Source organism: Pseudolabrys taiwanensis (assembly GCF_003367395.1).
Lineage (GTDB): Bacteria > Pseudomonadota > Alphaproteobacteria > Rhizobiales > Xanthobacteraceae > Pseudolabrys > Pseudolabrys taiwanensis.
The window spans coordinates 3,837,726-3,862,845 of record NZ_CP031417.1 but is presented as its reverse complement, the minus strand read 5'-3'; the positions used below and the strand labels follow the sequence as shown (position 1 = coordinate 3,862,845).

The following is a 25,120-nucleotide window of genomic DNA, read 5'->3' as shown; positions in this document are numbered from 1 at the left end:
GATTCCATGTCACTGCCAGATCACGTTGAACAATCTCGTGGACGGCGGAGCCGCGCAACCGGCTTGGAACGAATAGACAAGTCTTTGAGACTGCCAGTCAATGACGAATAGACAGGAGGCGGTAAAATTCAAAATGTGTTCGACCGGCGAATCTTGTCGTCACGGCCCCCGCCCAGCGCTCTAGGAGCCGCTGTCACGGCGCACCGAGGCGCCGACTGCTTGTGTGCCGATGCGCACGAAGGCGCGCGGGGCGAGGAAATTGCCGCTGGTCGGGAATGGACATGGGGGAATGAATGCGGTGTCGGTCGAAAGCTGAGGGGCGCGCGGGCCCCGATGCGGCGGCGCGCCGCGACAATGCGAAAATTGCTGCTGTGGGTGCGTCGTTGCGCGGCCGGATCACTCCCAATGGCCTCTATAACTATCACGCCCTGGCCGGCCACGGCTCTGATACTTTCCGTGGGCTAAACGAGGGGCGGAGTTGGCGCGCGGCACTCTTGGGCACTGTGGCGACTGGCGCGCTCTGGATGATGACGCCCCGTCCGGCCAAGGCCGGACCGGCGGCATGTACAATCGCCGGCACGACAGCCACCTGTACCGGCGATCAGTCTGGAGGCGTCAGCAGCACCACTGATTTCAACGGCGCCACTGTTGACACGCTCAACGTCAATTCGCTGACCACCAACATCACACCGGCCGCTGGCACGGCCGGCATCCTGTTTTTTCGGTATGGCGCAAGCGACACCGTCACGATCAACAGCAACGTCGCGCCGCACTCCATTTCGGCGGTCACCTTACCCGGCATCACTGCATCCGCTTATGGTGGGGTCACGATCAACAACACCGGCGACATCCATTCGATCGGCGCCGGCATCAGCGCACTCTCGCTGAACGGGGGCGCTGGCGGCACGATCACCATCATCAATAGGGGCGCCATTACGGCGTCAAGCTTTGGTATTCTCGCGAGCGGGGATGCCGGTGTCACCGTGCAGCAGACCGGCGATCTCACCTCGGGTAGCAATAGCAATGGCATCCGGGCCACGTCATCCAACGGGCCGGTCTCGGTCACCAACCTTGGCAATCTCACTGCCGGTGCCTTCGGCATCTCCGCTAAGTCGGATGTCGGTACGGTATACGTCAACAACAGTGGCAACATCACCAGCGGAGGGCTCAACGCCAGTAGCATTTATGCGCGCGGTGTCCTCGACGCGACGGTTCGTAACGATGGCAACCTCACCTCGAACTCGCCCACCGGCCGAGGCATCTTTGCTTATTCGAGCACCGGGGTCGTCACTGTCACCAGCAGCGGCACGATTTCGGGGGGCGGTGACGGCATTTATGCGCACGGAGCTCACGGTGTCACGGTGCAGCACACCGGCGATATCACCACGACCCACGCGGGCACGGGCACCGGCATCCGCGCATTTTCGGGCAGCGGTGCCGTGAACGTCGGCATTATCGGAAATATCAGCACCGATAACGACGGCATCTATGCGAGGGCTGCGGGTGGTGCGGCCACTGGCAATGTCACGGTGAGTAGCGCCGGCAATATCGCCTCGGCCCACGGGCGCGGTATTTATGCCAATGCGGCAAGCGGCACAGCAGTATCTGTGACCAGTACCGGCGCCATCGCCGCCTTTGGCGACGGCATTTTTGCGCGAAACAGCTTCAATAATGCGAGTGCCAGTGTCGCAGTGACGCACACCGGCGATATCACCTCGGCCACGGGCCGCGGCATCTATGCCAATGCGGCAAGCGGCTCCAGCGCCGTCGTCACCAGCAGCGGCAACATCACGGCACAGGGCAACGGCATCGATGCGCGCGCTACTGGCGGCGGCGGCGATGTTACGGTGACGCACACTGGCGATATCCGCTCGAATGGAGCAAGCGGCATCTATGCAAGAGCCTTTGGCACGGCCGATATAACGGTGAATGGCGGCACGATCTCCGGCGCAACGGCCGGTATCCAGACCGCCTTTAGCATGTCTAACATCACCATCAGCTCGGGCGCGACGGTGACCGGCGGCACGGCCGCGATCCTCGGCGGCGGCGGCGGCGACACCGTGAACAATTCGGGCATCATCACGGGCGATGTAGATCTTGGCAGTGGCGTCAACATCTTCAACAATCTTTCGGGCGGCCTCTTCAACAGTGGTTCGACGGTCAACGTCGGCGCCGGCAACGCGCTCACCAACAGCGGCACGCTGGCGCCGGGCGGCGTCGGCACGTTGCAAACAACAACCCTCACTGGCAATTTCGTGCAGAACGTGGGCGGGACATTTGCTGTGGACGTAAACGCCACCGGCATGACCTCCGACCGGCTCAACGTGAGCGGCACCGCACAGCTCGCCGGCACTGTGGTGCCGCACTTCCTGAACATGAGCATGAACTCGATGTCGCAGGCTTTCACCATCGTGTCTGCGGCCGGAGGCACAGCCGATAACGGCCTCACCGTGCACGACACGGCCGTGATGAAATTTCAGCTCCTTTACCCGAACCCGACCGACGTTCAACTGAACGTGCTCGCCGTTAATTTCGCGCCGCCGGGAATGACCCAAAATCAACAGATGGTAGGGGATAATCTCCAGCAGGCTTTTGTCGCCGGCGGTGGCAGTCTCGGCAGTATGTTGACATATCTCGCCGGGCTAGATCACGGCGCCTTCGTCAACGGTCTCGATCGTCTTACGCCGGAAGCCTATCTGGCGCAGAGCCAGGCCGCGCTCTGGTCAAGCTTTAGCTTCGCCAATTCGCTGTTCAGTTGCCCGCTGTCGAGCAGCCAAGCCTCGTTGATGGGCGAAGGGAATTGTTACTGGCTGCGGCCGAGCGGGCATGTCGCGACGTTCGGCGGGCATGATGGCTACTCCGGCTTCAAGGAGAGCGCTGCCGGCCTCACGGGAGGCGTGCAAGGCGAGTTTGCGCCCAACTGGTATCTCGATGCCGGTGCCGGCTACGAGCGCTCCTCGATCGACACCGACACCTCTTCTGCAAACGGAAACATTTTCCATGGCGGTGCCGCGCTCAAATACATCCGCGACAACTGGCTTGTCGCCGGCAGCGTGAGCGGCAGCCTCGCCCGCTACGACACCAGTCGTTACGGCATCCCCACCGCTGGCACGGCAGCCGGGAATGCGGATACGGGCACGCTCGATCTGCGGCTGCGTTTTGCCTATGCCTTTGGCACGCTGGCCTTCTACGTCAAGCCGCACATCGACTTCGATGCGGTGGGACTATGGCGCGGCGGTATTAATGAAAGCGGAGCAGGTGCCCTCAACCTGAATGTGCGGAGCCAGAACGACTGGGTGCTGTCTGCGGCGCCGGCGGTCGAGATCGGTACGCAATGGCAGCAAGACGGCTACACATGGCGGCCGTATGTGCAGGCCGGCGTACGGTTCCTGAACAAGGACGATTTCCGTGCGACGGCGAGCTTCGAGGGCGCGCCGGCGAGCATTGCACCCTTTACAGTCACCTCGCCGCTCGATCAGGCGCTGGCCGAGGTTTCTGCCGGCTTCGACGTCTGGAAAGGCAAGAATTTGAGTCTGCGCGTCAGTTATGACGGGCGCTTCAGCAGCCATTCCAGTAGCAACGGTGGATCGCTCGAGGCCCGCGCCGCATTTTGAGCTGAACGCGCGAGTCGCGAAAAGAGGCCAGGTCAAAAGGAAACATTTTTCCTGGCGCTTTTCGATTGTGGAAACGCACCGCACTATTGGCCGAAGGGCAAGAAGCGTGCGCGCGCCCTCACGGAAGAATACAGGCGGCTCAACCAGCAACCACGATGCGGCTATTCCTCGCAAGCGTCATTTCTCGCCCTCGTGATGGGCTGGTCCGTGCTCTTTGGATCTCTCGGCTTGATGGCCGGCGCCGCAATCAGTCAGCTCCCATCGTACAAAGTTCTATCAACAGCCCTATCAAGATTGTTCGCTTATTTATTGGTACGGCGAGACTAGGAGCAAAATACCCGCACGAGAGCGATCGGGCCTCCATGCGGGTCAACGGCGGCAGGCGCATTATTGTCCATCCGGCCCGTTGGCGTGAAAGGCGGGACGACTTGAGCTCAAACAGCTCAGGCACTCTGACAAGCCGGTCCGCCGAATGGCGCAAACATTCCCGATTGATCGCATAGAGTCGGCGAGCCATCCCCCCACGGGACGACTAACGCGGCTCAAACTGGACCTCGAGGGCGTCGGCCATCATCTCCCAATAACGGGCTAATTGTTCCCACAAGGCCCGCTGTTCTTTATCGGGCGCTCCGAACGCCCGCTCGAAGCATTGCGCAGCTTGTGCTCGGTACAGATCCGCCATCTGGCCCACTTCAGTAATCCTCCGCCACCCGCGAGGAATACCGAGTTACAGACAGGCGCGTTGATTTAACGCAAACCCGTAGCCGTGCGACCCATTGCAACTGCCACCGAATGGTCCCGATTACGGGCTCTCAGTACTTGGAAACGCTAATTACCAGCCCCAACCGCTGATCATCGGAGAAAGCGCGCCGCAGCAAGAGTTGTCCTACTGCTAACATCATCCGACATGAGCACGTGCAGCCAGGGCGGACCGCGGAGCCCCGCCTTCGCACACGTCAAGCAGATGCCTTGCGACCGCCTTGCGCGTGAAGGCTATATAATCCGGGCACTTCTGCAGCCGGCACAGACTTGCTGAACAAGAACCCTTGGGCCTGCTGGCAGCCTTGCCTTATCAGTTCATCACATTGGCTGCGGCCCTCGACGCCTTCTGCGGTAATGGTGAGCCCGAGCCCGTTGCCAAGCCCACCAATGCCCTCACAATCGCGGTACTCTCCGCTCCGACGCCATGGCGCTGGTAAAACTGCTGTCAATTTGATCTTGTCGATCTTGAAGTTGCGCAGGTGATACAAACTCGAAGAGCTCTCCCGCAAAGCGGAGGAAAGGAGCTTGTACCGCGCGCGCACATCGCCACAATCGTCGAACATAGCTGCATCAAAGGAACATGGTGTCCGGACAGAGGCCACACGCCGATGACTGAAAGCAGCCTGCAAATCGCCGTCCGTCGCGTCATTACCGGCAAGCGGATTCAACATGGCGCGCTCACACTTTGGATAGCGGAACGCCTAACGTGTGGGAGAACGTATGGACAATAGCAAACTCAACCGCGGCATCCACGACCGCGGGCGGATCAACGTCGGCGAAGATTATGAACTCCACTACTGGAGCCAGAAATTTGGGATCACCGGACTGTCTTAAGAAGATCGTGGACTGCGTCGGCGATTCGGTGAGCGCCATCGAGGCGGCGTTGAGTGAGCGTCGGGAGTTCTAGCCTGGTTAGATTAGGGCACCAGCAATTGGTGCAAATGATCGATAATTTCGGTTTTTCCACATTTCGAGCATTGAAAGTGGTGAATAGGCCTCGCTTTGTTGTAACTTCAAGTTATCTCCGATCGATCCATAGCGCCCTAACAATGCGCACAGCGTGGCGCGGCCGGCTTCCCGCTCGCCTCATAGCCGCGTCGCATAGACTGCCCGTGCGCCTTTGAACGAATGCAATCGCGAAATCCGCGGCCTACGGCATTGATCCTGCACGTTCGATCCAATGTACTTATTGAACGAAGGTTCAAAGGTGACCTCGATCGCGTCGGCGCGATCCGAGCACCTAATCAGGGGTGTCCCAGGACGCCACGGCCGAGCGGTCGTTAATGTCGTTCTATGGCTTTGGCTGCTTGGTATTCGTGATACACGTGGCCAAACGGCCGCATGCCATGCATTCAAACACGTCAAGCTCTTCGTGAGAACCTGCGCGCGCTACCCTCTCCGTGCATCGGTATGTGAGCGGCAGGTCACACCTTGGGCAAACGGCCAGCACAGCCGTGGACATGATGACCTCCGATTAATACCACTGCCAATGTTGCACTCGGCCTTCGCAAAGTCGATCTTATTAAGGCACACCGCATCAATACGCTCATGCCTCGAATTCCACACCAACAGCGTCGGGCCGCGCGACAAATAGGTTGAAGGCAATTGGCAGCACAATCTTTGGCGTGCTAGCGGTGTGGTGGCTCGTCGCTAGCGCGGCTTGTCGTCAAATCATGGCCCGTCTAAACTCCAATCATCGGTATAGCGCGCCAGAACGTCGGTAGCCGAGAGACTTGCTAGCGCTCCCGCAATAGAATCCTCGGGGTTGCATGTACCTGATAGAGCAGAAATCCAGCAGATTCGGTGCGCATGACGTTCTCGCCTGCAAGCTCTGTCATGGCCAGATGTTGCTGACGCGGCGATCGCCACATCCAAAGCTGGGCGACAAATATGAGTTGCAACGCTTTACCTGTCAGCAGTGTCACCACGAGGCAAGCAGATCCGTTGACGCCGACGGCAATGCCCTCCTCGAATACCCGAACTAACACTGCCCTCCAGTCGGCTCCTTCATCCAAAGGCGAGCACCGTCGTCGTCGACGAAAAAGGCGCGCGGCTGACCTTACTCACGTGTGAGGCATGGCTTCACCTTGGCGCTAACGTCTACGGCGACCTTCGGCTGCTCGGTCCTTGCTCACGATGATCTCCTCCAACAAGTCGGCGATGCTGCGCCGCAGCTTCGCATCTGAGATGCTGGAAAGCGCAGTTGCAATGCGCACACCTTCCTGGGTGCTTAGGGCCTCGTGGATCGCCTCCATTTCAGCGTCCCCCGCAGACGCCGCGAACTGCGGCCCTTCAAAGAAATACGACACCGCGACACCCAGCACCTCAGCCATCGCATGAAGCCGACCGGGCCCGATGCGGTTCTTGCCCGTTTCGTATTTCTGGATTTGCTGGAAGCTGAGGCCTACGGCTTGACCCAAACTCGTTTGGGTGAGCCCCTTGGTCATGCGGGCCATCCTCAGCCTCCGGCCGACCAGCACGTCCACGGCAGTTAATGAACGGTCTGCCATTACATGCCCTGGCATCGACGTTGTAGCCCATACAAGCACAATTTTAGCGGGCCTCAACCAAAAGATAGCACCTATCCAAGGGGAGAAGGGGCGCCTCGAGCCATCCATCCGACGGCATGGGAGCTCGACGGTCTCCTCACCCGCACGGTCCATCGGACAACCCCGCCTCGTGTGGATTCCGTGTTGACGAAACCCGGCAGCGCCTTGTGGACGGCGCTTGAGCTCTTTGCCTAGTGGAGTTGAGATTAACTCCACAGCCGAGGACAGCCGGCGCGGGGCCGTTCCTCAGGTCGCAGCAGCCTTCGAAATCTCTATGCAGAACTCGAGGAAGGCCTCGGTTTTGGCAGGCGCCAGTCGACGCGACGGCCGCACCGCATAAAGAGGAAAGGTTTCGTCGGGCCAGTCTGGGAAAAGCTCGACCAGGGAACCGTCCGCCATATGCCTTTCGACGCCGAAGGCGAGCACCTGGGCGATACCGGTACCAGCCAGGCAGGCCGTGATCATCGTATCCACATCGGTGAAGGTGAAACGGCCATGGTTCTTCACCGCAACGGCTTGCGCATCACGCCGGAACTCCCACTCGAACGGACGGCCCCGTTGGGGATCCACAAACTCAAGACACTCGTGCTTTTCCAGGTCACCGGGCGTGCCGGGACGGCCGCGCGATGTGAGGTAGGCCGGCGACGCCACAGTCAGGACGCGGGTTTCTAGGAGCAGCCGTGACGACATGGTCGAGCCGGACTGCGGGCCGAACCGGATCGCCACATCGATCCCGTCGGCGATAAGATCGCCGGCATCAGGATGCTGGATCAGGGTGAGTTGGAGCCCCGGATAGCGCTGGGAGAACTCCGGCAAGCGAGGGGCCAGCACATTGCGGGCAAAGATCGGATTCACGCTGGCGCGCAGCGTGCCTCGCACCTGTCCGAGTGTGCCAGCCGTGAGGTTGGCCGCCTCCTCGATGCCGAGAAGGTGCGGCGCGGCAAGTTCATAAAGCCGCTCTCCCTCGCTCGTAAGTCTCAGCGATCGTGTGCTCCGATCCAGCAGACGCACCCCAATGCGCTCCTCCAGCCGCGATACCGACCGGCTTACGCCGGACGGCGACAGGCCGAGGATCTCGCCTGCGCGCGTGAAGCTGCCGCTCTCTACGACGCTGGCGAGAACGCTAACCCCGTCAAGAAGTCGGCCGTCGAACGCCATAAATCTATTCCAGATCTTTCCGCAAAAGTGATTTGAGTCTCCCTACGCTAATGCAAAGCCCGCTCGGGCGCTATCTCCCGGGTCGGAACCTATGAAGCACGGAGATGAAGATGTTCGCCATTGCGGGAATAACGGGAAAGGTCGGTGCGGTCGCCGCGACCGCTCTGCTTAATGCAGGTCATCAGATCCGCGCCGTCGTACGGAGCGAGGAAAAGGGCGCCGCGTGGAAAGCACGCGGCTGCGAGATCGCGGTCGTTCCCGATGCTGGCGACCAAACGGCGTTGGAACGCGCCTTCGAGAGGGTTGAGGGCCTGTTCCTGATGAACCCGCCCAATTACGATTCCGACGCCGCATTCACCGACAGTCGGCATCGTGTCGCTGCCGCGGCGCGCGCGATCTCGAAGGTCAAGCCGGCCCGTGTGGTATTGCTCTCCACGGTCGGGGCTCAGGTGCGCGAGTTCAACCTCCTCAACTGGGGTGGGATATACGAGCACGCCCTTGCGGAAACCGGCATTCCTGTCGCCTTCCTGCGCGCAGCCTGGTTCATGGAGAATGCGTCTTGGGACGTGGCGGCGGCGCGTGAGGGGCAAATCCATAGCCATCTGCAGCCGCTCGATCATGCGATAGACCGTGTGAGCGTCAAGGACATCGGTCGGGTCGCGGCAGAGCTACTGCAGGAAACATGGACAGGCACGCGCACGATCGAACTCACAGGCCCGCGCAAGTACAGCGCCAATGATGAGGCCGCCGGCTTCGCCGCTGCGCTTGGGCGTTCCGTTGAAGCGGTCGCTATCCCCCGCGAAACCTGGGAAGCGCAGTTCCGCGCGCAGGGGATGCAGCATCCGGCCGCTCGTATCCGGATGCTCGACGGCTTCAATGAGGGCTGGATCGATTTCGAGCGAAACCGGACCGAGCAGCGCACGGGCACCGTCACGTTCGAAACGGTGCTTCGCGAATTGATCACGCAGCACTGAACTCCCCTACAAGGAGACTTTGATGTCACGCATCTTCATAACTGGCTCATCCGAGGGGCTTGGCTTGATGGCCGCGCATCTTCTCGTCGAACAAGGTCATCAGGTTGTTCTCCATGCCCGCAACGGCAAGCGCGCGGAAGATGCGCGCCGGGCACTGCCGGCCGCCGACGCGGTCGTGATCGGAGATGTCTCGACGCTAGCCGGCGCGCGGCGTGTCGCCGAAGAGGCCAACGATTTAGGGCGCTTCGAGGCTGTCATCCACAATGTCGCCATAGGCTATCGCGAGCCGCGGCGCCCTGTGACCGAGGACGGCCTCCCGCATCTTTTCGCAATCGACGTTCTGGCCCCGTACGTTATCACAGCGCGCATGAGGCGACCGCAGCGGCTCGTCTACCTCAGCTCCGGAATGCACCATCGCGTCAGCGCCAACTTTCGCGATCTGCTATGGGAAAAGCGGCCGTGGGACGGATCGACGGCCTACGCGGAGAGCAAGCTCTACAATGCGATGATGGCCTCGGCGCTCGCCCGGCGCTGGCCCGATGTGCTTTGCAATGCGCTGGAGCCGGCTGGGTGCCGACGAAAATGGGCGGCCCGGCCGCGCCAGACGACATGGATCAGGCGCATCGCACCCAAGCCTGGTTGGCGGTCAGCGACGATCCGCAAGCGCGGGTGACAGGCGAGTATTTCTACCACCTTAATCGGCGCGCGCCGAACCCCGAAGCTCTGGATGAGAACCTTCAACATCAGCTCCTCGCAGCCTGCGAGAATTTGTCGAGGATCGCACTGCCCGCTTAGCGCAAGCGCAGAACGCCGCCGTTCTCCCGCAGGTCGCTCATAGTCCGCTTCTTGATCCTCTGCTCGCCCTGCCGCCGCGCTGACCCGGCAAGCGGCCGCCACGTCGCTTTACGACCCCGACCCTTAGCTACATGGGCAGGCTTGATCGAGCCTTCGAGGAAATAGCACACGGGAAACCCGAGCTCCTCGGCCATCGCATGGAGGCGCCCGGTCCCGATACGGTTCTTGCCTATCTCCTATTTCTGGGTTTGTTGAAAGGTGAGGCCGACGGCCTGACCCAAATTCGTTTGGGTGAGCTTCTTGGCCATACGGGCTATCTTCAGCCGCTGACCGACCGCCACGTCCACGGCGCTCAATGGACGGCCTGACATCACAGCCCCATGGCGTCGAGGTTGCGGCACATCCAAGTACAGTTTGGCGCGTCTCAAACAAAAAGATGACGGCTATCAGCGACTGTTTAACAGGTATGACGAACGCGACTCGACGGTCGCAGGACGGCTGGACTCACCTCCTTGCCCGCGTACGCGCGGCTCAACTAGTTCGAACTAATAAAACGTACGCCTCGCCCACTTTCTAAGGCAGCCACCCTAGTGAAGAGCGGCCTAGTCCAAAGCGACCGCTGCAGCAATGCTAGCCTTCCGACCCGGCCAGATCGGCAGGCGCGCCCTGCGAGCGAGTTTCCTGGACTGAGCTATTCACCACAACCGGATAGAGCACGTGGCAAGCGGTACATTGAAACTCATATATATCCTTATCCGACTTCGTCGGACTTTTTCGAGCTTCCCTTAGCCGAGTGGGAGCGCCACAGAGGGGACAAACTGGTGGCTCAATGATGCCGGCTTCGATCATAGGCATGCTTCCTCCTTCCGTGGAGGCCAAGGAGTATCCGTATTGGAGAGAGAAAAATCCGGCGGGTTGTCTGCTGAGAAAACGCGTTAGAACCCGCGGCGGTTCAGATCAATCCGACATGAAATGAGAGTGAGAGCCTGGAACCCGTCCCGGAGGCGATGGGCTAGTGAGTTCCTCTTTGGAACCAGAGAAAAATCGTCGCGTTATGACGCGGGGCAGTCGGGTCTAGAGGGCGGAGATGGGCGTTGATTTCGTGCCGGCGGCGATAACCGCCTCGCAATGGCGACAAATCGTCAACAGCGCCCGAGACACCGCCATCATCAGCACCGATCAGGAAGGGCGGGTCACGAGCTGGAGCACGGGCGCCGAGAGGATATTGGGCTGGTCCGAACACGAAATGCTTGGTCAACCGCTTAATCGGATATTCGTCGATGGGGACCTGCGGCAGCTCGAAAAGGAAATAGCGGACGCGACCCGTATCGGGCGCGGCGGCGGTGAGGAAGGCTGGCGCGTCCGCAAGGATGGCACGCGCTTCTGGGCCTCCGGCGAGCTTTCGCCGATCATCGAGGCGGACAGGGGGCTTGTCGGTTTCGTCAAAATCCTGCGGGACCGCACCACGCAGCGCCTGACGGAAGATGCCCTGCGCGAAGAACGCCGGGCGCTGGAGGTGCTAAACCGCACCGGCTCAGCATTAGGGGCGGAGACAGATCTTCATCGCCTCGTGCAAGTCGTAACCGATGCGGGCGTCGAACTAACCGGCGCGCAGTTCGGAGCTTTCTTCTACAATGTCGAGAACGACGCGGGCGAAAGCTACATGCTTTATACCTTGTCCGGGGTTCCCCGCGAAGCGTTCAGCAAATTTCCGATGCCGAGAAATACCGATGTGTTCGCGCCGACGTTTTCGGGGGTCGGCATTGTACGCTCGGACGACATCACGAAAGACCTGCGATACGGACGCAATGCACCGCGCAAGGGGATGCCGGAGGGTCATCTCCCGGTGCGTAGTTATCTCGCGGTCCCGGTGATGTCTCGCAATGGCGATGTGCTCGGCGGCTTGTTTTTTGGGCATGCGCAAGTCGGGATATTCACCGAACGATCCGAGCGCGGCCTGGCCGGTCTAGCCGCTGAGGCCGCTGTCGCGATCGACAATGCCCAGCTTGCGCAAGCATCGCGCAAAGAGATCGAGCACCGGAAACAAGCACAACAAGCTCTGCATGAACTCAACGCAAATCTTGAGGCACAAATAGCCGAGCGCACACGGCAACTGCAGAAACAGGAAGAGGCCTTACGTCAGTCTCAAAAAATGGAAGCAGTCGGCCAGCTTACCGGAGGCGTCGCGCACGATTTCAATAACCTACTTCAAATCATCATTGGCAATCTGGAGGCACTGCTGAGAAACTTGCCCGAGAACTCGGGCCGATTGCAGCGGGCCGCCACGCTCGCCATGAATGGCGCGCGTCGCGCGGCTTCACTGACCCAAAGGCTGCTTGCTTTCGCGCGCCGCCAACCACTTGATCCGAAACCGGTCGATCTCAACGTCCTAGTTGCCGGGATAGCGGAATTAATCACACGCACCCTGGGAGAATTGGTGTCCGTCGAAGTAGTTCGCGGCGTCGGACTGTGGCGTGTGGAGGTCGATCCTAACGAGCTTGAATCCGCCATCATCAATCTCGCGGTAAATGCGCGCGATGCTATGCCGGATGGCGGCAACCTGACGCTTGAGACCGCCAATGTGCATATCGACGAGGCCTACGCGCTCCAACACGCCGAGGTGACTCCCGGACAGTATGTCCTGATCTCGGTCTCTGATACCGGTATGGGTATGGACGCCAAGACCCTGTCGCAAGCGTTCGAACCATTCTTTACGACCAAGCCAGCGGGCCATGGTACTGGTCTGGGGCTCAGCCAAGTTTATGGCTTCGTCAAGCAGTCCGGCGGACATATCAATCTCTATTCCGAATTGGGCGAGGGATCGACCGTTAAGATTTATCTGCCACGCTGGGGTGGCTCGCATGAAGCGGCAGATATCGCCCCGCAGGAGCCTGTGCCGGAGGCTGACGTGGCGGAAGTCATCCTTGTTTTGGAGGACGATGATGATGTCCGCACTCACTCAGTAGAAAGCCTTCGAGAGCTTGGATATACCGTGATTGAGGCCCATAACGGGCCGGCCGCGCTCGAACTGATCCGCAAGCAACCGCGTCTCGATCTGCTTTTTACCGATGTCGTTCTGCCCGGCGGGATGACCGGCGCTCAGGTCGCGGCTCAAGCCGTCGCGTTACGTCCTGGATTGCAGGTCCTGTTCACCACCGGCTATGCCAGAAATGCAATCATCCACCACGGGCGGCTCGACAGAGGCGTTCATCTCATTACAAAGCCCTTCAGTTATAGAGACCTGGCGGCGAAGGTGCGCGATGTCCTCGATGGCGCGTGCCCTTCAAAGTAATGCGGCGGCAGAAAATCCGCGCCGAAAGGTTCCGGAACGGAATAATGTTTAGTTCGATGCCGTGGCGCGCGATATACTATATATCTCTATTAATTGATGGTCGGCGGAAACTGCGCTCGAGTAATAAAGTCGACGCCCGCGAGCCATAGTAGCACGAACAGCCAAAGCACGCCGGCGGCAGCGAAGGCGATCACCAAGCCACGCATGTCGCGCAATTCCATGAAGATCGCTGCGACGACCAGGACCTTGAGGCTCGCGATGGCGAGCGCGATGGGAAAGTTGAGAGCCCCGAGCGGCTGATAGGCGATGAGCAAGGTCAGCCCGAGCAGTGCCAGCAGGGCAAGCCAGGACAGCAGCAGTGCGCGTGGCGGAGCCCAGGTCATGCGCCGCTCCGTCCCGGTAGATAAATCAGGGCGTAAAGTACGACCCATACTGCGTCGACGAAATGCCAGTACAGTCCGGCGACCGTCAGCGGCGCATGGTAGTCGGCGGAATAGCGCTGCTGTCGTGCGCGGTTCGCAATCGCCAACAGGATCGCAATGCCGACCGCCACGTGGATCGCGTGCAGCCCGGTTGCTACGAAGTAGAACACGAAAAAGAGTTGCGCGCCGCGCGCGTGCGCGGCATCGAAGCTGAAGTTAAGCGCGGGAACGAGGCGCTCACGATACTCCTCGCTGTACTCTAAACCTTTCAGCGCCAGGAAAATGAGGCCCAAGCCGGCCGCGGCCGCGAGCAATACGGCGGCGCCGCGACCAAAACCAGTTTTGCCCGCCGTCACAGCCCAGGCGACGAGAAAGCTGCTGGTCAGCAAGATCGCCGTATTCGTCGTGCCAAGAACGATCTTGGTGTGACGGGCCGCGGCGTCAAAGTCCTGCGGATATCCGTAATGGTAGACGAGGTAGGCTAGGACGAGACCGCCGAAGAAGAGGATCTCGGTGGCAAGGAAGGTCCACATGCCGAGTTGCGCCGCTTCGTGCTGTTGCGGCAGCGTTGCGTAAGGAAAGGCTGGTTGCGCTTCAGGCATTTTGCGGAACCGGATCCGGTGTGTACTCGTAGGGGCCGCGCCGGACGACCGGCGTCTCGATGAAGTTGTGCTTTGGCGGTGGCGACGACGTCTGCCATTCCAACCCGGTGGCCCGCCATGGGTTCGGCCCAGCCTTGCGGCCCCAGAACAGTGACCAGCCGAGATAGAACAGCGGCAAAGCATAGGCGATGGCGAGAACCGAGGCACCGGCCGACGACAGGACGTTCCATACCTGCAGCGCTGGATCGTAGGCGTGATAGCGGCGCGGCATGCCGAGAATCCCGAGAATGAATTGCGGAAAGAACGTCATGTTGAAGCCGAAGAAGATCAGGATGGCGGCGGCGCGCGCCCAGTATTCGGGATAAAGCCGGCCGGTGATTTTGGGCCACCAGTAATGCAGGCCGCCGAAATAAGCCGTGACCATGCCGCCGACCATGATGTAGTGAAAATGGGCGATGACGAAGTAAGTGTCGGTGACCCAAACGTCGAACGCGAGCGAGGCGAGGAAGAGTCCGGTCAGCCCGCCAATCGTAAACAGACCGATAAAGCCGAGCGCATAGAGCATCGGCGCATCGAAGTGGACCCAGCCTTTGTGCAAGGTGGCCGTCCAATTGAACACCTTGATTGCCGAGGGGACGGCAACCACGAAGCTCATGAACGAGAAGACGATCCCGGCGAATACAGACTGACCGCTGACGAACATGTGGTGGCCCCAGACGAAGAAGCCGACGGCGGCGATGGCCATGCTGGCCCAGGCGACGAATTTGTAGCCGAACAACATCTTGCGCGAGAAGCAGGTGACAAGCTCTGTCACGACACCCATGCCGGGCAGGATCATGATGTAAACGGCGGGGTGCGAGTAGAACCAGAACAGGTGCTGGAACAGCAGCGGGTCACCACCGAGCTTGGGATCGAAGATGCCGACCCCGGCAAGACGTTCTATCGCCACCAACAACAGAGTGATGGCAAGGACCGGCGTCGCCAGAACGAGAATGACCGACGTCGCATAGAGCGACCACAAGAAGATGGGCAGCCGATACCAGGTCAGTCCGGGGGCCCGCAGCCGGTGAATGGTGACGATGAAATTCAGGCCGGTCAGGATGGAGGAAAAGCCGGTGATGAATACGCCGATCACGGCGAGGACTACGTGACCGTTGGAGTACATGGTCGAGAACGGCGTGTAGAACGTCCAACCGGTGTCGACACCGCCGGTGAATAGCGCATAGAGGGTGACGGCGCCGCCGATCAGAAACAGGTACCAGCTCGTAAGATTGAGGCGCGGGAAGGCGAGATCGCGCGCACCGATCATTAGCGGCACCATGAAATTGCCGAACGTCGTGGGGATCGAAGGTATCAGGAAAAACCATACCATGATCACGCCGTGCATGGTGAAGAGCCGGTTGTAGACGTCGGAGGTGACCAGATCGCCGCGTGGCGTCAACAGCTCAAGTCGAATGAGGGTGGCGGCGGCCCCGCCGAGAAAGAAGAAGAGAGTGATTGTAGCGAAGAAAAGCAGCGCCACGCGCTTGTGGTCGGTGGTGACGAACCACGATCTGAGCCGGAAGTCGGCGGTCAGGTAGTTCGGCTCGGCCGCGCTCATGGTTTTGCCTCCGCGCCGTTGGCCAGCGATTTGATATAGGCAACCAGTTTGATGAGCCCTTCTTCGTCGACGCGCCCGGCGAACGATGGCATCACCGGATCGTAGCCGGCAGCAACCTCGGCGCGTGGCTGGAGGATGGAGTCGCGGATATAGCGTTCGTCAGCGACCACGACCCTGCCATCCGCGAGCGGCACCGGACGCCCATACAATCCATCGAGATGTGGCGCGCGCACCGTACTGGTGCCCATATGGCAGCCGCTGCAGCCGAGCTCGCGGAAAAGCGCGCTTCCTTGCGCCGCAAGCGTGCCGTCGACGTCTTGTTGTGACAACCAGCGCGTATAGTCGTCCGGCTTCATGACCACGATGCGTCCGGTCATAGCGGAATGGTCGGTGCCGCAGAACTCCGCGCATAGAAGCTGGAAGACGCCCGTCCGTTCGGCTTTGAACCATAGCGATTGATAGCGGCCGGGCACGACGTCGTGTTTCACGCGAAACGCCGGGACGAAGAAGCTATGGATCACGTCCTGTGAAGCGAGCGTCAGTCGCACCGTACGGTCGACCGGAATGTGCAACTCGTTGATCTCTCGCTGGCCGCCGGGGTGTTGCGCCTTCCACATCCACTGTTTCGCTACCACGTAGATCGACAATGCATGGTCCGGCGCCTCGAATATGCGCAGATAGAGAGTCGCGCCCCAAACGAATAGACCGAGGAAGGCGACGAATGTGGCCGTGGTCCAGCCAACCTCCCAGTGCCAGCTCTTCTTGATCCGATGGCCGCGGTCGGCGTCCCTGGTGGCCCGGTAGCAGATCGCGAAAGTGAGCAACAGCGTGAACAGCAACGCTGTCACCAGCAGGCTGACCGTCAGCAAGCCAATGAACAATAAATCGACGTCGCCGCCATAAGAGGAAGCGCCTGAGTGCCAGAAGGGGATCCAATTACGCCACATCGCTGCCTTCGCCGGCGGACGGATTTATCGGGACCAGCCGGGAAGTCCGCGCTCGACGAGGATCCCTTGTGCACGTTCGATTGGGATGTGCACGGTTCGACGACCTGGATCCGCCCAGCCATATGTCGACAGCCGTACATTCTCTGACGCGCGAAACGTGGCGAGGTCTTGCGCGGGATCGACCTGTAAATGCGGAGCGGAAGCGTCGATCGACGGCGCTTGGAACACTTGGCTCGGGACTGCGCCGCCGTAGATCAACCAGAGCGCCGCGGGCGTAGCAATGAGAAAGCCGACGAGTCCGCATGCGAGCGCCGCGAGCAGACGTACATCGACATCCGAATTTTCGAATGAGGGAGCGCTATGAAGGTCGGTCATTTTGGAAAATGTCCCCGTCGCGCCTGGTGCCCCAACGCAAGGCCGGTGAACTTTGTTCCCATGGCGAGGAACGAGTGCGCGACCGCTCCGTTGTGCCGAGGGGCGAAGTATTTGTGGGCGTCGAGCAGCCGAGATGACCCAGATATTCAGCTCAGCGGCGGACGCATGGCTTCGCTTGCTGGCCGCAGGAGGACTGGCTTTGGCGGCTGGAACAACCGTAGCCGCGGTCGGTTTCGCCCGGTCCGACTACTACACCGGTGCGAATATCCATCCCATGTCGCAGCCGGTTCCCTTCAGCCACCAGCACCATGTCTCGGGTCTCGGCATAGACTGCCGCTATTGCCATACGGGCGTCGACACCGGCGCGCGTGCCGGTCTGCCGCCGACACATACTTGCATGACCTGTCACTCGCAGGTGTGGACCAACGCCCCTCTGCTCGCGCCTGTGCGGCACAGCCTCGCTGAGAACAAGCCGCTGGCGTGGCGCCGCGTCGCGCGGCTGCCCGATTACGTGTACTTCCGCCACGACATTCATATCGCGAAAGGCGTGGGTTGCGAGACCTGCCATGGCCGCATCGACGAGATGCCGCTCACCGCGAAGGCGAAGGCCTTCACGATGCAATTCTGTCTCGACTGCCATCGGGATCCGGCGCCTAACCTGCGGCCGCAGGATGCGATCACCACGATGAACTGGAAGCCAGACGCGAAGACACCGGCCGCAAGCCAACTGGCGGCCGCCTACCATCTGCGCCTCGGTGAGATCACGCATTGCACGGTGTGCCACCGATGACCCAGCGATCCGCCCCATTCGATCTCGCTGCGATCCGACACAGGTTGACCCAGGGTGGTAGCCGGCAGTGGTCGAGCGTCGAAGAACTGACCGACGACGATGAGTTTCGGCGCTGGGTGGAGGCGGAATTTCCCGCCGCTGCCACGATCCTTGCCGGCACCGGCCGTCGCACGTTTCTCAAGCTGATGGGCGCGTCGCTGATGATGGCGAGCCTCGCGGGTTGCGGCGAAGGTCGCTCTGATGCGGCGTTGCCTTACGTCAACCAGCCCGAGAACGCGCCGCCCGGTATCGCACGCCACTTCGCGACCGCGGTGACGTTCGAGGGTTACGCCCAGCCGGTGCTGGCAACGGTCTATAATGGGCGGCCGACCAAGCTCGACGGCAACCCGGAGCATCCGGCGGCGCGGGGCGCGAGCGACGCCTTCATGCAGGCGGCGCTGTTGCAGCTCTATGACCCGATGCGCTCGAAGACGCCTCTGCAAAAGGGGCAGCCGACAACATGGGCCGCTATCGAGAGCATGGTGAACACGGCCCGCGCGCAGTGGACTGCGCAAGGGGGAATGGGGCTGCGCTTTGTTGTTGGCGATATCACGTCGCCCACAATCATCCGTCAATTGCGAACGCTGATTAGCGCATTGCCGGAGGCACGGATTCACCGGTTCGAGCCGGTCGGTTGCGCCAATCGGCAAACGGCCATGCAGCTTGCTTTTGGCCGCGTGGCAGAGCCGATCTACGCGCTCGAGCAATGCGACGCGATCGTCAGTCTGGACGACGATCTGTTGGGGCCCGGCCCGTGGCAGGTGTGGCATGCGCAAGGGTGGGCTAAGCGGCGCGGCGAGGTGAAGCCGGGCGAAGGCCGGGCGCGCGTGCACGTGGCCGAGTGCGTGCCAGGGTTGACGGGCGTCGTGGCCACGACGCGCCTCGCGGCCGATCCGCCGCGCATAACGTTGCTCGCGGGGGCAATCGCGGCGCGGCTCGGCGTGATGCAAGGCCAATCTGCTACGCTGAGCGAGGCGGAGCAGCAATGGGTGACGCGTGCCGCAGAGGATCTCGACGCGCATCGCGGCCGCTCACTGTTCTCCGTCGGTGCGCATGCGCCTGCGCCCGTGCAAGCGCTGGCTTGTGCCGTCAATGAGAAGCTTGGCAATGTGGGCCGAACGGTTCGCTATCGTGAACCGATGGCGGCGCTCGAAGGCGACAGCTTCGCCGATCTGGCGCGTGACATGCAGGCAGGCGCCGTCACGACTGTCATCGTGCTCGACTGCAATCCCGCTTATGCCGCGCCCGCCGAACTGGGATTTGCGGAGGCGCTAGGCCGCGTCCCGACCACGCTCCATGCCGGCCTTTATGCGGACGAGACCGCAGCAGCTTGCGGCTGGCACGTTCCTCTCAGTCACGTGCTGGAAAGCTGGGGCGATGCGCGCGCCGTCGATGGCAGCGCGACCATCCTCCAGCCTGTCATCGGCCGGCTGTATCAATCGCGCACCGTGCCGGAAGTGCTAGCTATGCTGTCAGGCGCGGTCGGGCCGGATGCGCAAGCTCTGGTGCGCGAGACGTGGGCCGGCACCTTTGGCGACGATTTCGACGGACGTTGGCGACAGGCGCTGCACGACGGGATCGTGCAGGAAGAGCAGCCCGCGCCCCTGTCGCTGAGCGCCAGGGTCCCGGATATCGCGACTGAACCCGCGCGGGCCGAAGGCATCGACATCGTCTTTCGTCCGGACCCTTGCGTTTGGGATGGACGCTTCTCCGATGTGGCGTGGCTTCAGGAACTGCCGAAGCCGCTGACCAAGATCACTTGGGACTGTCCGGTCGCTATCAGCCCGCAGCTTGCCGATACACTCAAAGTCGGTAACGGCGACTTGGTTGAACTGGCGGCCGGCCCGCGCAAGATCGCGGGCCCTGTCTGGGTGATGCCGGGGCAGGCTGCCAATACGGCCGCTGTGTTTCTCGGCTACGGCCGCGCCGTGCACGGGAATCTCTCCCATGGCCTTGGCTATGCAGCTTCGGCACTGCGCGGTGCCGACGATCCGTGGCACGTCGAAGGGACGATCCGGCGCGTGGATGGTCACCGCAGCTTTGCGACGAGCCAACTGCATCATCGCATGGAGGGGTTCGACTTCGTCAAAGAAGTCACAGCGTCGCGACCAACCACACCGCCGCCCAAGCCGCAGCCGACTCTTTACCCGGAGAAATCGCCGGAAGGCTATGCCTGGGCCATGTCAATCGATCTCGATCGTTGCATTGGATGCAATGCTTGCATCGCCGCCTGCAATATCGAGAACAATGTTCTCGTTGTCGGGCGTGACCAGGTGGCGATGGGCCGCGAGATGTTGTGGCTGCGTGTCGACCGCTACTACAGCGGTGACATCGAAGATCCGCGCAGCTACTTCCAGCCGGTCCCGTGCATGCACTGCGAAATGGCGCCCTGCGAAATGGGCTGTCCGGTCAACGCGACGACCCACAGTCCGGAGGGCTTGAATCAGCAGATCTACAACCGCTGTATCGGCACGCGAACCTGTTCGAGCTACTGCCCTTACAAGGTCCGCCGCTTCAATTGGTTTGATTATCGCAAGATCGATCCGGCGACCGATGCCGCGCATAATCCGGACGTCACCGTGCGCTCGCGCGGCGTCATGGAGAAATGCACGTACTGCGTCCAGCGCATCGAGGCAGCGCGCGCGGCTGCGAACAAAGAGAACCGCGATATTCGCCCCGGCGAGGTAACGACTGCGTGTCAACAGGCCTGTCCGACGCAGGCGATCAGCTTCGGCAATATGAACAATGGTGACGAGGAGGTGAGCAAACGCCGGAGGAGCGGTCGTCATTATGTACTGCTCGAAGAGGTCGGCACGCGCCCGCGCACCACCTATCTCGCCCGTTGGAATGACGATCCCAGCGGGGAGGGCGCGTGATGGCAATGTCCGAAGCGCCCATTCTGCCGCGAGACCAGTCGCTTGGCGATGTCACCGATCAACTCGCGCGCATCCCGCTGCACTTTCCGACGCGGCGGCGTTGGCTCATTGCGCTGTCGCTATCAATGCTTCTCTTGACGCTGTTCGCCGTGTCGGTGGTGGTACTTTTCACCCGCGGCGTCGGCATCTGGGGCATCAATATTCCCGTCAATTGGGCCTTTGCCATCCACAATTACGTCTGGTGGCTCGGGATCGGCCACGCCGGCACGCTCATCTCGGCCCTATTGTTGTTGATGGGCCGGGAATGGCGCAACTCCCTCAACCGGTTCGCCGAAACGATGACGTTGTTCGCGGTCGTTTGCGCGGGCATCTACCCCGTTCTGCATCTCGGCCGTCCTTGGTATCTCTATTGGATGTTCCCGTATCCGGCGACCATGGGTGTTTGGCCGCAATTCCGCAGCCCGCTGGAATGGGACATTTGGGCAGTACTGACCTATCTCACCGTCTCGGTCGTTTTCTGGTACGTCGGCCTGATCCCCGATCTGGGTGCGGCGCGCGATCGTGCCAGACGCCGCGGCTGGCAAGTTTTCTTCGGCGTGTTATCGCTCGGCTGGCGCGGATCGGCGGTGCATTGGCTGCGCTGGCAACAGGCGTATCGCCTGCTCGCCGCGCTCGCTGTGCCGCTCGTTGTGTCCGTGCACAGCGAGGTGTCGCTGCTATTCGCGGCCGGCACGATTCCCGGTTGGCACTCGACGATCTTCCCCGCCTACTTTGTGCTCGGCGCGGCGTTTTCAGGCTTCGCCGTCGTTGCGATGATCGCTATCGTCATCCGCAGCCTGTTCTCCTTGAAGAATCTCGTCACCGACGATCACCTGGACATTCTCGGCAAGGTGCTGCTCGCCACCGGATTGATGACTGCCTACGGTTATGTTTTTGAGTTCTTCGATGCGTTCTATTCCGGTGAGGCGCATGAGATCCAAACGGTGCACGACCGCATCGCCGGCGCATATGCGTGGATCTATTGGGGTGCGATCGTCTTCAATTTCGTCTTTCTTCAATTGCTATGGTGGCAGTGGGCGCGGCGCTCGCCGTTAGTACTATTCCTGGTCAGCACCAGCGTAGCGATCGGCATGTGGCTCGAGCGCTACATGATCCTGGTCACCAGCCTCTATCGCGACTTCCTGGTGTCCTCCTGGGGCAGTTACACGCCGACTTTTTGGGATTGGTCGATCTATATCGGCACCTTCGGCCTGTTCATGGTGCCGTTCCTGCTCATCATCCGCCTGTTTCCCGTGATCGCGATCTCGGAGACAAAGGAGGTTTTGCACGAAGAGCAGGCGGAGGCGAGCCATGGCTGAGGCGCACGCCTACGGCCTCCTGGCCGAATTCGACACGCCCGAGGCGTTACTCGACGCCGCACGGCGCGCGCGTGAGGATGGCTATCGTGACCTCGACGCCTTTACGCCGTTTCCCGTGCATGGCTTGGCCGAAGTTCTCGATATCCGAGATACGCGGGTGCTTTGGCTCGGTCTCGCAGGGGGCGGTTTCGGGTTTGCTCTGGCGCTGCTCATGCAGATCGGAACCAATTGGAGCTACCCGCTCGATGTCGGCGGCAGGCCGGTTTATGCCCTGTCGGCCTTTGCGGTCATCGCTTTCGAACTGACGGTTTTGTTCGCCGCTCTTTTTCCGGCGATCGGTATGCTGGCGCTGAACGGCCTGCCGCGGTTGAATTATCCCGTTTTCGCCGCCTCGCGCTTCCACTTGGCGTCACGAGATCGCTTCTTCCTCTGCGTCAGGGCGGGCGATGCGCGCTTCGATCCGGAGCAAACCGCGCAATATCTCGGTCGCATTGGTGCCAGAACGGTCGAACTGGTGCCAGCATGAAGCGCGCGCTGCTCATATCGTGTCTGCTGCTCACCGGTTGCGGTCAGAACATGACGGATCAGCCGAAGAACCAGCAATACGAACCGTCGGCGTTGTTTCGCGACGGCAAATCGTTGCTGGCCCCTGTCGCCGGCACGGTAGCGCGGGAGGACGTCGCTCATGATCAAGCAACCACGCACAAGCCTCGCCTGACCGCCGCTTTACTGGCGCGCGGGCATCAGCAGTTCGACGTCTTCTGCTCCCCGTGCCATGCGCGCACCGGCGAGGGCAACGGCATGGTGGTGCAGCGAGGCATGCCGTCTCCGCCGAGTTATCACATCGATCGCTTGCGCTCGGCTGACGATCAGCACTTCTTCGACGTGATCACCAACGGCTATGGCGCCATGTATCCCTATGCCGCTCGTGTCGCGCCGCGCGACCGCTGGGCAATCGTCGCCTATATCCGTGCGTTGCAGTTGAGCCAGAACGCCAAGCTCGACGACGTTCCTGAGCAGGAGAGGGCGAAGCTCTTGGCGGAGGCGCCGCCATGATGTCCGTCGATCGCCGGCTAATCATCGCGGGCATTCTCGGTCTAGCCGGCTGCGTCGTCGCGGCCTGGCTCGACGTGCACGCCTTGATGCTCGGCTGGTTGTGCGTCGCAGCCACGTTGAGCGGCATCGCCGTCGGAGCGATGGCTGTGCTGATGCTGACGTACCTCGTACGCGGCCCGTGGACCGAGGGGCTGCACGCGCCGCTCGTGGCCACGTCGATGACGATCCCGGCTGTCGCGGTGCTGTTCGTTCCCGTGCTCGTTGGTGTGCCTTGGCTTTACCCGTGGGTGGGCAAGGGCGTTGTCGATCCCGGAAGCTTCAAGGCGATTTACCTGACGCCATGGTTCTTCATCGCCCGCACTGTGTTCTACTTCGGGGTCTGGACGGTCCTCTCGTGGTGGACGCGGGCGGCATGGGGTTCGCCGCGACGGATGGTCGCCAGTGCCGCGGCGGGGTTGATTATTTATGCACTGACGGCGTCGTTCGCAGGAATCGACTGGCTCGAGACGCTGACGCCCGAGTTTCATTCCTCGCTCTACGGCCTGTTGGTCCTGACATTCCAATTGCTGGCCGGATACGCGTTTGTGTTGGTCATTGGTCTATCCCGGCGCCGTGCGGAGACTGATAGCTACGGTGCGACTTTGCTCGCGGTGTTGTTGTTGTGGGCTTACAATCACGCGATGCAATACATTATCGTCTGGTCCGGCAATCTGCCGCGCGAAACGGTATGGTACGAGGCGCGTGAGCACGGCGTATGGGGCGCAGTGTTGTGGACGTTGATCTTCTTGCAGTTCATTCTGCCCTTCTTCGCGCTGCTGACCGGCAAGGTGCGCAACGCGCGCCGTCCGCTCCTCGTCATCGCTTCGGCGACGGTCGGCTTGCGTTTGGTAGAGGCGTGTGTTCTCGCCCTGCCTGAAACGGCGGGCGGCAGGGCGGTTATCCTGCTTGCCGTCCCTGCGTCGCTGTTGCTGGCCGGCGCGCTGTGGCTAGGCGCGTTTGCAGGTCTCTACCGGCGCGTGCTCGTGTCGGCGCACGACCGCCAGACTCTAGAGAACGATTTCGATGCTGCGGGAAGTCCGCTGCCGTCATCGCGGCCGTGACCGGCGCGCCGCGAAGGCGAGCCATGCGATGCCTCCTGCGAGGACGGTAACGGTCACCGCGCCGGAGGCCGCGAGCGCGCGCTGGATCGAGAGAGTATAAGCGCCGACGCTCGGATCGAAGCCGTAGCACAGCAAGCGGACGTGATCGGCGAAGCTGCCGACCAAACCGCGGCCGGCTTCGGTCAAAGCCAGACGAAGATCGTTCGGAGAGATGCCAAGCGCCGACACGACGCGCACGACGCGACCATCGCCGCTCACGGCGAGGATGGCGGCGGGGTGCGCGTATTGATCGTGCTCGGCATCATACGTGTAGCGGTATCCTATGGCTTGCGTCGCGGCGTGAATCGTCTGCTCGTCGCCGATCAACATCGTCAAAGGCAGGTCTTTGCCGGGGGCCTCACGCTCGCGCATGGCGCGTGCGTCGGCTGCGCTGTCCTTGGGATCGAGGCCGAGAACGATCAGGCGGTAGTCCTTGGCGGTGAGACCCGATTTCTCCAGCGCGTCGCCGACGAAGGCGAGGGCGGGGCCGCACAGGCTGCTGCAAGTGTAGTCGGCGAACAGCACCAATGTTGGTTTGCCGCCCATCGCGGCGCCCAAGGAGGTCTCGCGTCCATCAAGGTCACGCCAGCGCGGTTGCAGCGGCAGGCGCGCCTCTGGCGGAGGCGAGACGCCCACGGCGGTAAGTGCGGATTGCAGGAGGCCTGCATGCGCCCCGGTTGCGCCGAGCGCGAGCATGAACGCGGCGACGACAATGCGCATGAGCGAGGTCCCAGAAAGCCCCTCTGCTAACCGCCATGCGCGGGCGCTGGTT

22 protein-coding genes and 1 pseudogene are annotated in these 25,120 nt (G+C 61.4%); 12 read left to right on the top strand and 11 right to left on the bottom strand.

What is annotated here, in order from left to right; genetic code table 11:
- Positions 1–293 precede the first annotated feature (293 nt).
- Complete coding sequence (locus DW352_RS18335; protein WP_115692684.1) at positions 294–3,614, top strand: autotransporter outer membrane beta-barrel domain-containing protein; 3,321 nt, start codon at positions 294–296, stop codon at positions 3,612–3,614.
- A 532-nt stretch (positions 3,615–4,146) separates the two neighbouring features.
- Here the strand turns inward: DW352_RS18335 and DW352_RS26930 are convergent.
- Together DW352_RS26930 and DW352_RS18330 are read right to left on the bottom strand one after the other, a co-directional pair.
- Positions 4,147–4,296 carry a hypothetical protein gene (locus DW352_RS26930; RefSeq protein WP_162827048.1) on the bottom strand — a complete coding sequence of 50 codons (150 nt, stop codon included), beginning with the start codon at positions 4,294–4,296 and terminating at the stop codon, positions 4,147–4,149.
- 274 nt (positions 4,297–4,570) lie between these two features.
- Positions 4,571–5,047: an EAL domain-containing protein gene (locus DW352_RS18330; RefSeq protein WP_115692683.1), complete on the bottom strand. Its 477-nt coding sequence runs from the start codon at positions 5,045–5,047 to the stop codon at positions 4,571–4,573.
- A gap of 49 nt (positions 5,048–5,096) precedes the next feature.
- On the opposite strand from DW352_RS18330, the gene DW352_RS27180 reads away from it, so the two are divergent.
- Positions 5,097–5,210 (top strand): DUF3606 domain-containing protein, encoded by a 114-nt coding sequence (locus DW352_RS27180; protein ID WP_210209853.1) that lies wholly within the window; start codon positions 5,097–5,099, stop codon positions 5,208–5,210.
- A gap of 902 nt (positions 5,211–6,112) precedes the next feature.
- Here the strand turns inward: DW352_RS27180 and DW352_RS26925 are convergent.
- The 3 genes from DW352_RS26925 to DW352_RS18305 all read right to left on the bottom strand — a co-directional run bounded on the left by DW352_RS26925 (position 6,113) and on the right by DW352_RS18305 (position 8,083).
- Positions 6,113–6,391: a hypothetical protein gene (locus DW352_RS26925; RefSeq protein WP_162827047.1), complete on the bottom strand. Its 279-nt coding sequence runs from the start codon at positions 6,389–6,391 to the stop codon at positions 6,113–6,115.
- A 78-nt stretch (positions 6,392–6,469) separates the two neighbouring features.
- Positions 6,470–6,823, bottom strand: coding sequence for a helix-turn-helix domain-containing protein (locus tag DW352_RS26920; protein WP_162827046.1), 354 nt, complete (start codon positions 6,821–6,823; stop codon positions 6,470–6,472).
- Between the two features lie 348 nt (positions 6,824–7,171).
- Positions 7,172–8,083, bottom strand: coding sequence for a LysR family transcriptional regulator (locus DW352_RS18305; protein ID WP_115692680.1), 912 nt, complete (start codon positions 8,081–8,083; stop codon positions 7,172–7,174).
- 104 nt (positions 8,084–8,187) lie between these two features.
- Here DW352_RS18305 and DW352_RS18300 point away from each other — a divergent pair, with 104 nt between their 5' ends.
- From DW352_RS18300 to DW352_RS18285, 4 genes and pseudogenes are all read left to right on the top strand, one after another.
- Positions 8,188–9,057, top strand: coding sequence for an NmrA family NAD(P)-binding protein (locus tag DW352_RS18300; protein ID WP_245434170.1), 870 nt, complete (start codon positions 8,188–8,190; stop codon positions 9,055–9,057).
- A gap of 22 nt (positions 9,058–9,079) precedes the next feature.
- Positions 9,080–9,852 (top strand): annotated as a pseudogene (locus DW352_RS18295) (SDR family NAD(P)-dependent oxidoreductase).
- Positions 9,853–9,983: 131 nt separating this feature from the next.
- Entirely contained in the window at positions 9,984–10,220 is a 237-nt protein-coding gene (locus tag DW352_RS26915; RefSeq protein ID WP_162827045.1) for a hypothetical protein, read from the top strand.
- A 719-nt stretch (positions 10,221–10,939) separates the two neighbouring features.
- The gene (locus DW352_RS18285) at positions 10,940–13,144 is read left to right on the top strand and encodes a PAS domain S-box protein (protein WP_115692678.1); all 2,205 of its coding nucleotides are present in this window, start codon (positions 10,940–10,942) and stop codon (positions 13,142–13,144) included.
- Positions 13,145–13,233: 89 nt separating this feature from the next.
- Here DW352_RS18285 and DW352_RS18280 read toward each other — a convergent pair whose 3' ends face one another.
- From DW352_RS18280 to DW352_RS26910, 5 genes are all read right to left on the bottom strand, one after another.
- Positions 13,234–13,527, bottom strand: coding sequence for a cytochrome C oxidase subunit IV family protein (locus tag DW352_RS18280; RefSeq protein ID WP_162827044.1), 294 nt, complete (start codon positions 13,525–13,527; stop codon positions 13,234–13,236).
- Positions 13,524–14,168 carry a cytochrome c oxidase subunit 3 gene (locus DW352_RS18275; RefSeq protein ID WP_115692676.1) on the bottom strand — a complete coding sequence of 215 codons (645 nt, stop codon included), beginning with the start codon at positions 14,166–14,168 and terminating at the stop codon, positions 13,524–13,526. Before DW352_RS18275 ends, DW352_RS18280 begins: the two co-directional genes overlap by 4 nt.
- A complete protein-coding gene (locus tag DW352_RS18270; RefSeq protein WP_115692675.1) occupies positions 14,161–15,768 on the bottom strand; it encodes a cytochrome c oxidase subunit I in 1,608 nt (535 codons plus the stop codon). Before DW352_RS18270 ends, DW352_RS18275 begins: the two co-directional genes overlap by 8 nt.
- Positions 15,765–16,637 carry a cytochrome c oxidase subunit II gene (gene coxB / locus DW352_RS18265; RefSeq protein WP_245434168.1) on the bottom strand — a complete coding sequence of 291 codons (873 nt, stop codon included), beginning with the start codon at positions 16,635–16,637 and terminating at the stop codon, positions 15,765–15,767. The genes DW352_RS18270 and coxB overlap by 4 nt, the downstream gene beginning before the upstream one ends.
- Before the next feature lie 102 nt (positions 16,638–16,739).
- On the bottom strand, positions 16,740–17,090 hold the full coding sequence (locus tag DW352_RS26910) for a hypothetical protein (protein ID WP_162827043.1): 351 nt from the start codon (positions 17,088–17,090) through the stop codon (positions 16,740–16,742).
- 133 nt (positions 17,091–17,223) lie between these two features.
- Here DW352_RS26910 and DW352_RS18260 point away from each other — a divergent pair, with 133 nt between their 5' ends.
- The 6 genes from DW352_RS18260 to DW352_RS18235 are packed head-to-tail and all read left to right on the top strand — an operon-like array spanning position 17,224 to position 24,309.
- Positions 17,224–17,880, top strand: coding sequence for a cytochrome c3 family protein (locus tag DW352_RS18260; RefSeq protein WP_115692673.1), 657 nt, complete (start codon positions 17,224–17,226; stop codon positions 17,878–17,880).
- Complete coding sequence (locus DW352_RS18255) at positions 17,877–20,795, top strand: TAT-variant-translocated molybdopterin oxidoreductase (RefSeq protein ID WP_115692672.1); 2,919 nt, start codon at positions 17,877–17,879, stop codon at positions 20,793–20,795. The genes DW352_RS18260 and DW352_RS18255 overlap by 4 nt, the downstream gene beginning before the upstream one ends.
- The gene (nrfD, locus tag DW352_RS18250; RefSeq protein WP_245434167.1) at positions 20,795–22,153 is read left to right on the top strand and encodes an NrfD/PsrC family molybdoenzyme membrane anchor subunit; all 1,359 of its coding nucleotides are present in this window, start codon (positions 20,795–20,797) and stop codon (positions 22,151–22,153) included. Before DW352_RS18255 ends, nrfD begins: the two co-directional genes overlap by 1 nt.
- Positions 22,146–22,679 carry a DUF3341 domain-containing protein gene (locus DW352_RS18245; protein ID WP_115692671.1) on the top strand — a complete coding sequence of 178 codons (534 nt, stop codon included), beginning with the start codon at positions 22,146–22,148 and terminating at the stop codon, positions 22,677–22,679. Before nrfD ends, DW352_RS18245 begins: the two co-directional genes overlap by 8 nt.
- Complete coding sequence (locus tag DW352_RS18240) at positions 22,676–23,209, top strand: c-type cytochrome (RefSeq protein WP_115692670.1); 534 nt, start codon at positions 22,676–22,678, stop codon at positions 23,207–23,209. The genes DW352_RS18245 and DW352_RS18240 overlap by 4 nt, the downstream gene beginning before the upstream one ends.
- Positions 23,206–24,309, top strand: coding sequence for a hypothetical protein (locus DW352_RS18235; protein WP_115692669.1), 1,104 nt, complete (start codon positions 23,206–23,208; stop codon positions 24,307–24,309). The genes DW352_RS18240 and DW352_RS18235 overlap by 4 nt, the downstream gene beginning before the upstream one ends.
- Here DW352_RS18235 and DW352_RS18230 read toward each other — a convergent pair.
- A complete protein-coding gene (locus DW352_RS18230) occupies positions 24,295–25,068 on the bottom strand; it encodes an SCO family protein (protein ID WP_210209852.1) in 774 nt (257 codons plus the stop codon). The two genes, DW352_RS18235 and DW352_RS18230, sit on opposite strands and share 15 nt — an antisense overlap.
- Between the last annotated feature and the right edge of the window lie 52 nt (positions 25,069–25,120).

What these genes read in the sequence shown, in the direction of transcription:
- DW352_RS18335 (WP_115692684.1), top strand. Translation starts at nt 294, where the DNA reads ATGCGGTGTCGGTCGAAAGCTGAGGGGCGCGCGGGCCCCGATGCGGCG.
- DW352_RS26930 (WP_162827048.1), bottom strand. Translation starts at nt 4,296, where the DNA reads ATGGCGGATCTGTACCGAGCACAAGCTGCGCAATGCTTCGAGCGGGCG.
- DW352_RS18330 (WP_115692683.1), bottom strand. Translation starts at nt 5,047, where the DNA reads ATGTTGAATCCGCTTGCCGGTAATGACGCGACGGACGGCGATTTGCAG.
- DW352_RS27180 (WP_210209853.1), top strand. Translation starts at nt 5,097, where the DNA reads ATGGACAATAGCAAACTCAACCGCGGCATCCACGACCGCGGGCGGATC.
- DW352_RS26920 (WP_162827046.1), bottom strand. Translation starts at nt 6,823, where the DNA reads ATGACCAAGGGGCTCACCCAAACGAGTTTGGGTCAAGCCGTAGGCCTC.
- DW352_RS18305 (WP_115692680.1), bottom strand. Translation starts at nt 8,083, where the DNA reads ATGGCGTTCGACGGCCGACTTCTTGACGGGGTTAGCGTTCTCGCCAGC.
- DW352_RS18300 (WP_245434170.1), top strand. Translation starts at nt 8,188, where the DNA reads ATGAAGATGTTCGCCATTGCGGGAATAACGGGAAAGGTCGGTGCGGTC.
- DW352_RS26915 (WP_162827045.1), top strand. Translation starts at nt 9,984, where the DNA reads ATGGGCAGGCTTGATCGAGCCTTCGAGGAAATAGCACACGGGAAACCC.
- DW352_RS18285 (WP_115692678.1), top strand. Translation starts at nt 10,940, where the DNA reads ATGGGCGTTGATTTCGTGCCGGCGGCGATAACCGCCTCGCAATGGCGA.
- DW352_RS18280 (WP_162827044.1), bottom strand. Translation starts at nt 13,527, where the DNA reads ATGACCTGGGCTCCGCCACGCGCACTGCTGCTGTCCTGGCTTGCCCTG.
- DW352_RS18275 (WP_115692676.1), bottom strand. Translation starts at nt 14,168, where the DNA reads ATGCCTGAAGCGCAACCAGCCTTTCCTTACGCAACGCTGCCGCAACAG.
- DW352_RS18270 (WP_115692675.1), bottom strand. Translation starts at nt 15,768, where the DNA reads ATGAGCGCGGCCGAGCCGAACTACCTGACCGCCGACTTCCGGCTCAGA.
- DW352_RS26910 (WP_162827043.1), bottom strand. Translation starts at nt 17,090, where the DNA reads ATGACCGACCTTCATAGCGCTCCCTCATTCGAAAATTCGGATGTCGAT.
- DW352_RS18260 (WP_115692673.1), top strand. Translation starts at nt 17,224, where the DNA reads ATGACCCAGATATTCAGCTCAGCGGCGGACGCATGGCTTCGCTTGCTG.
- DW352_RS18255 (WP_115692672.1), top strand. Translation starts at nt 17,877, where the DNA reads ATGACCCAGCGATCCGCCCCATTCGATCTCGCTGCGATCCGACACAGG.
- nrfD (WP_245434167.1), top strand. Translation starts at nt 20,795, where the DNA reads ATGGCAATGTCCGAAGCGCCCATTCTGCCGCGAGACCAGTCGCTTGGC.
- DW352_RS18245 (WP_115692671.1), top strand. Translation starts at nt 22,146, where the DNA reads ATGGCTGAGGCGCACGCCTACGGCCTCCTGGCCGAATTCGACACGCCC.
- DW352_RS18240 (WP_115692670.1), top strand. Translation starts at nt 22,676, where the DNA reads ATGAAGCGCGCGCTGCTCATATCGTGTCTGCTGCTCACCGGTTGCGGT.
- DW352_RS18235 (WP_115692669.1), top strand. Translation starts at nt 23,206, where the DNA reads ATGATGTCCGTCGATCGCCGGCTAATCATCGCGGGCATTCTCGGTCTA.
- DW352_RS18230 (WP_210209852.1), bottom strand. Translation starts at nt 25,068, where the DNA reads ATGCGCATTGTCGTCGCCGCGTTCATGCTCGCGCTCGGCGCAACCGGG.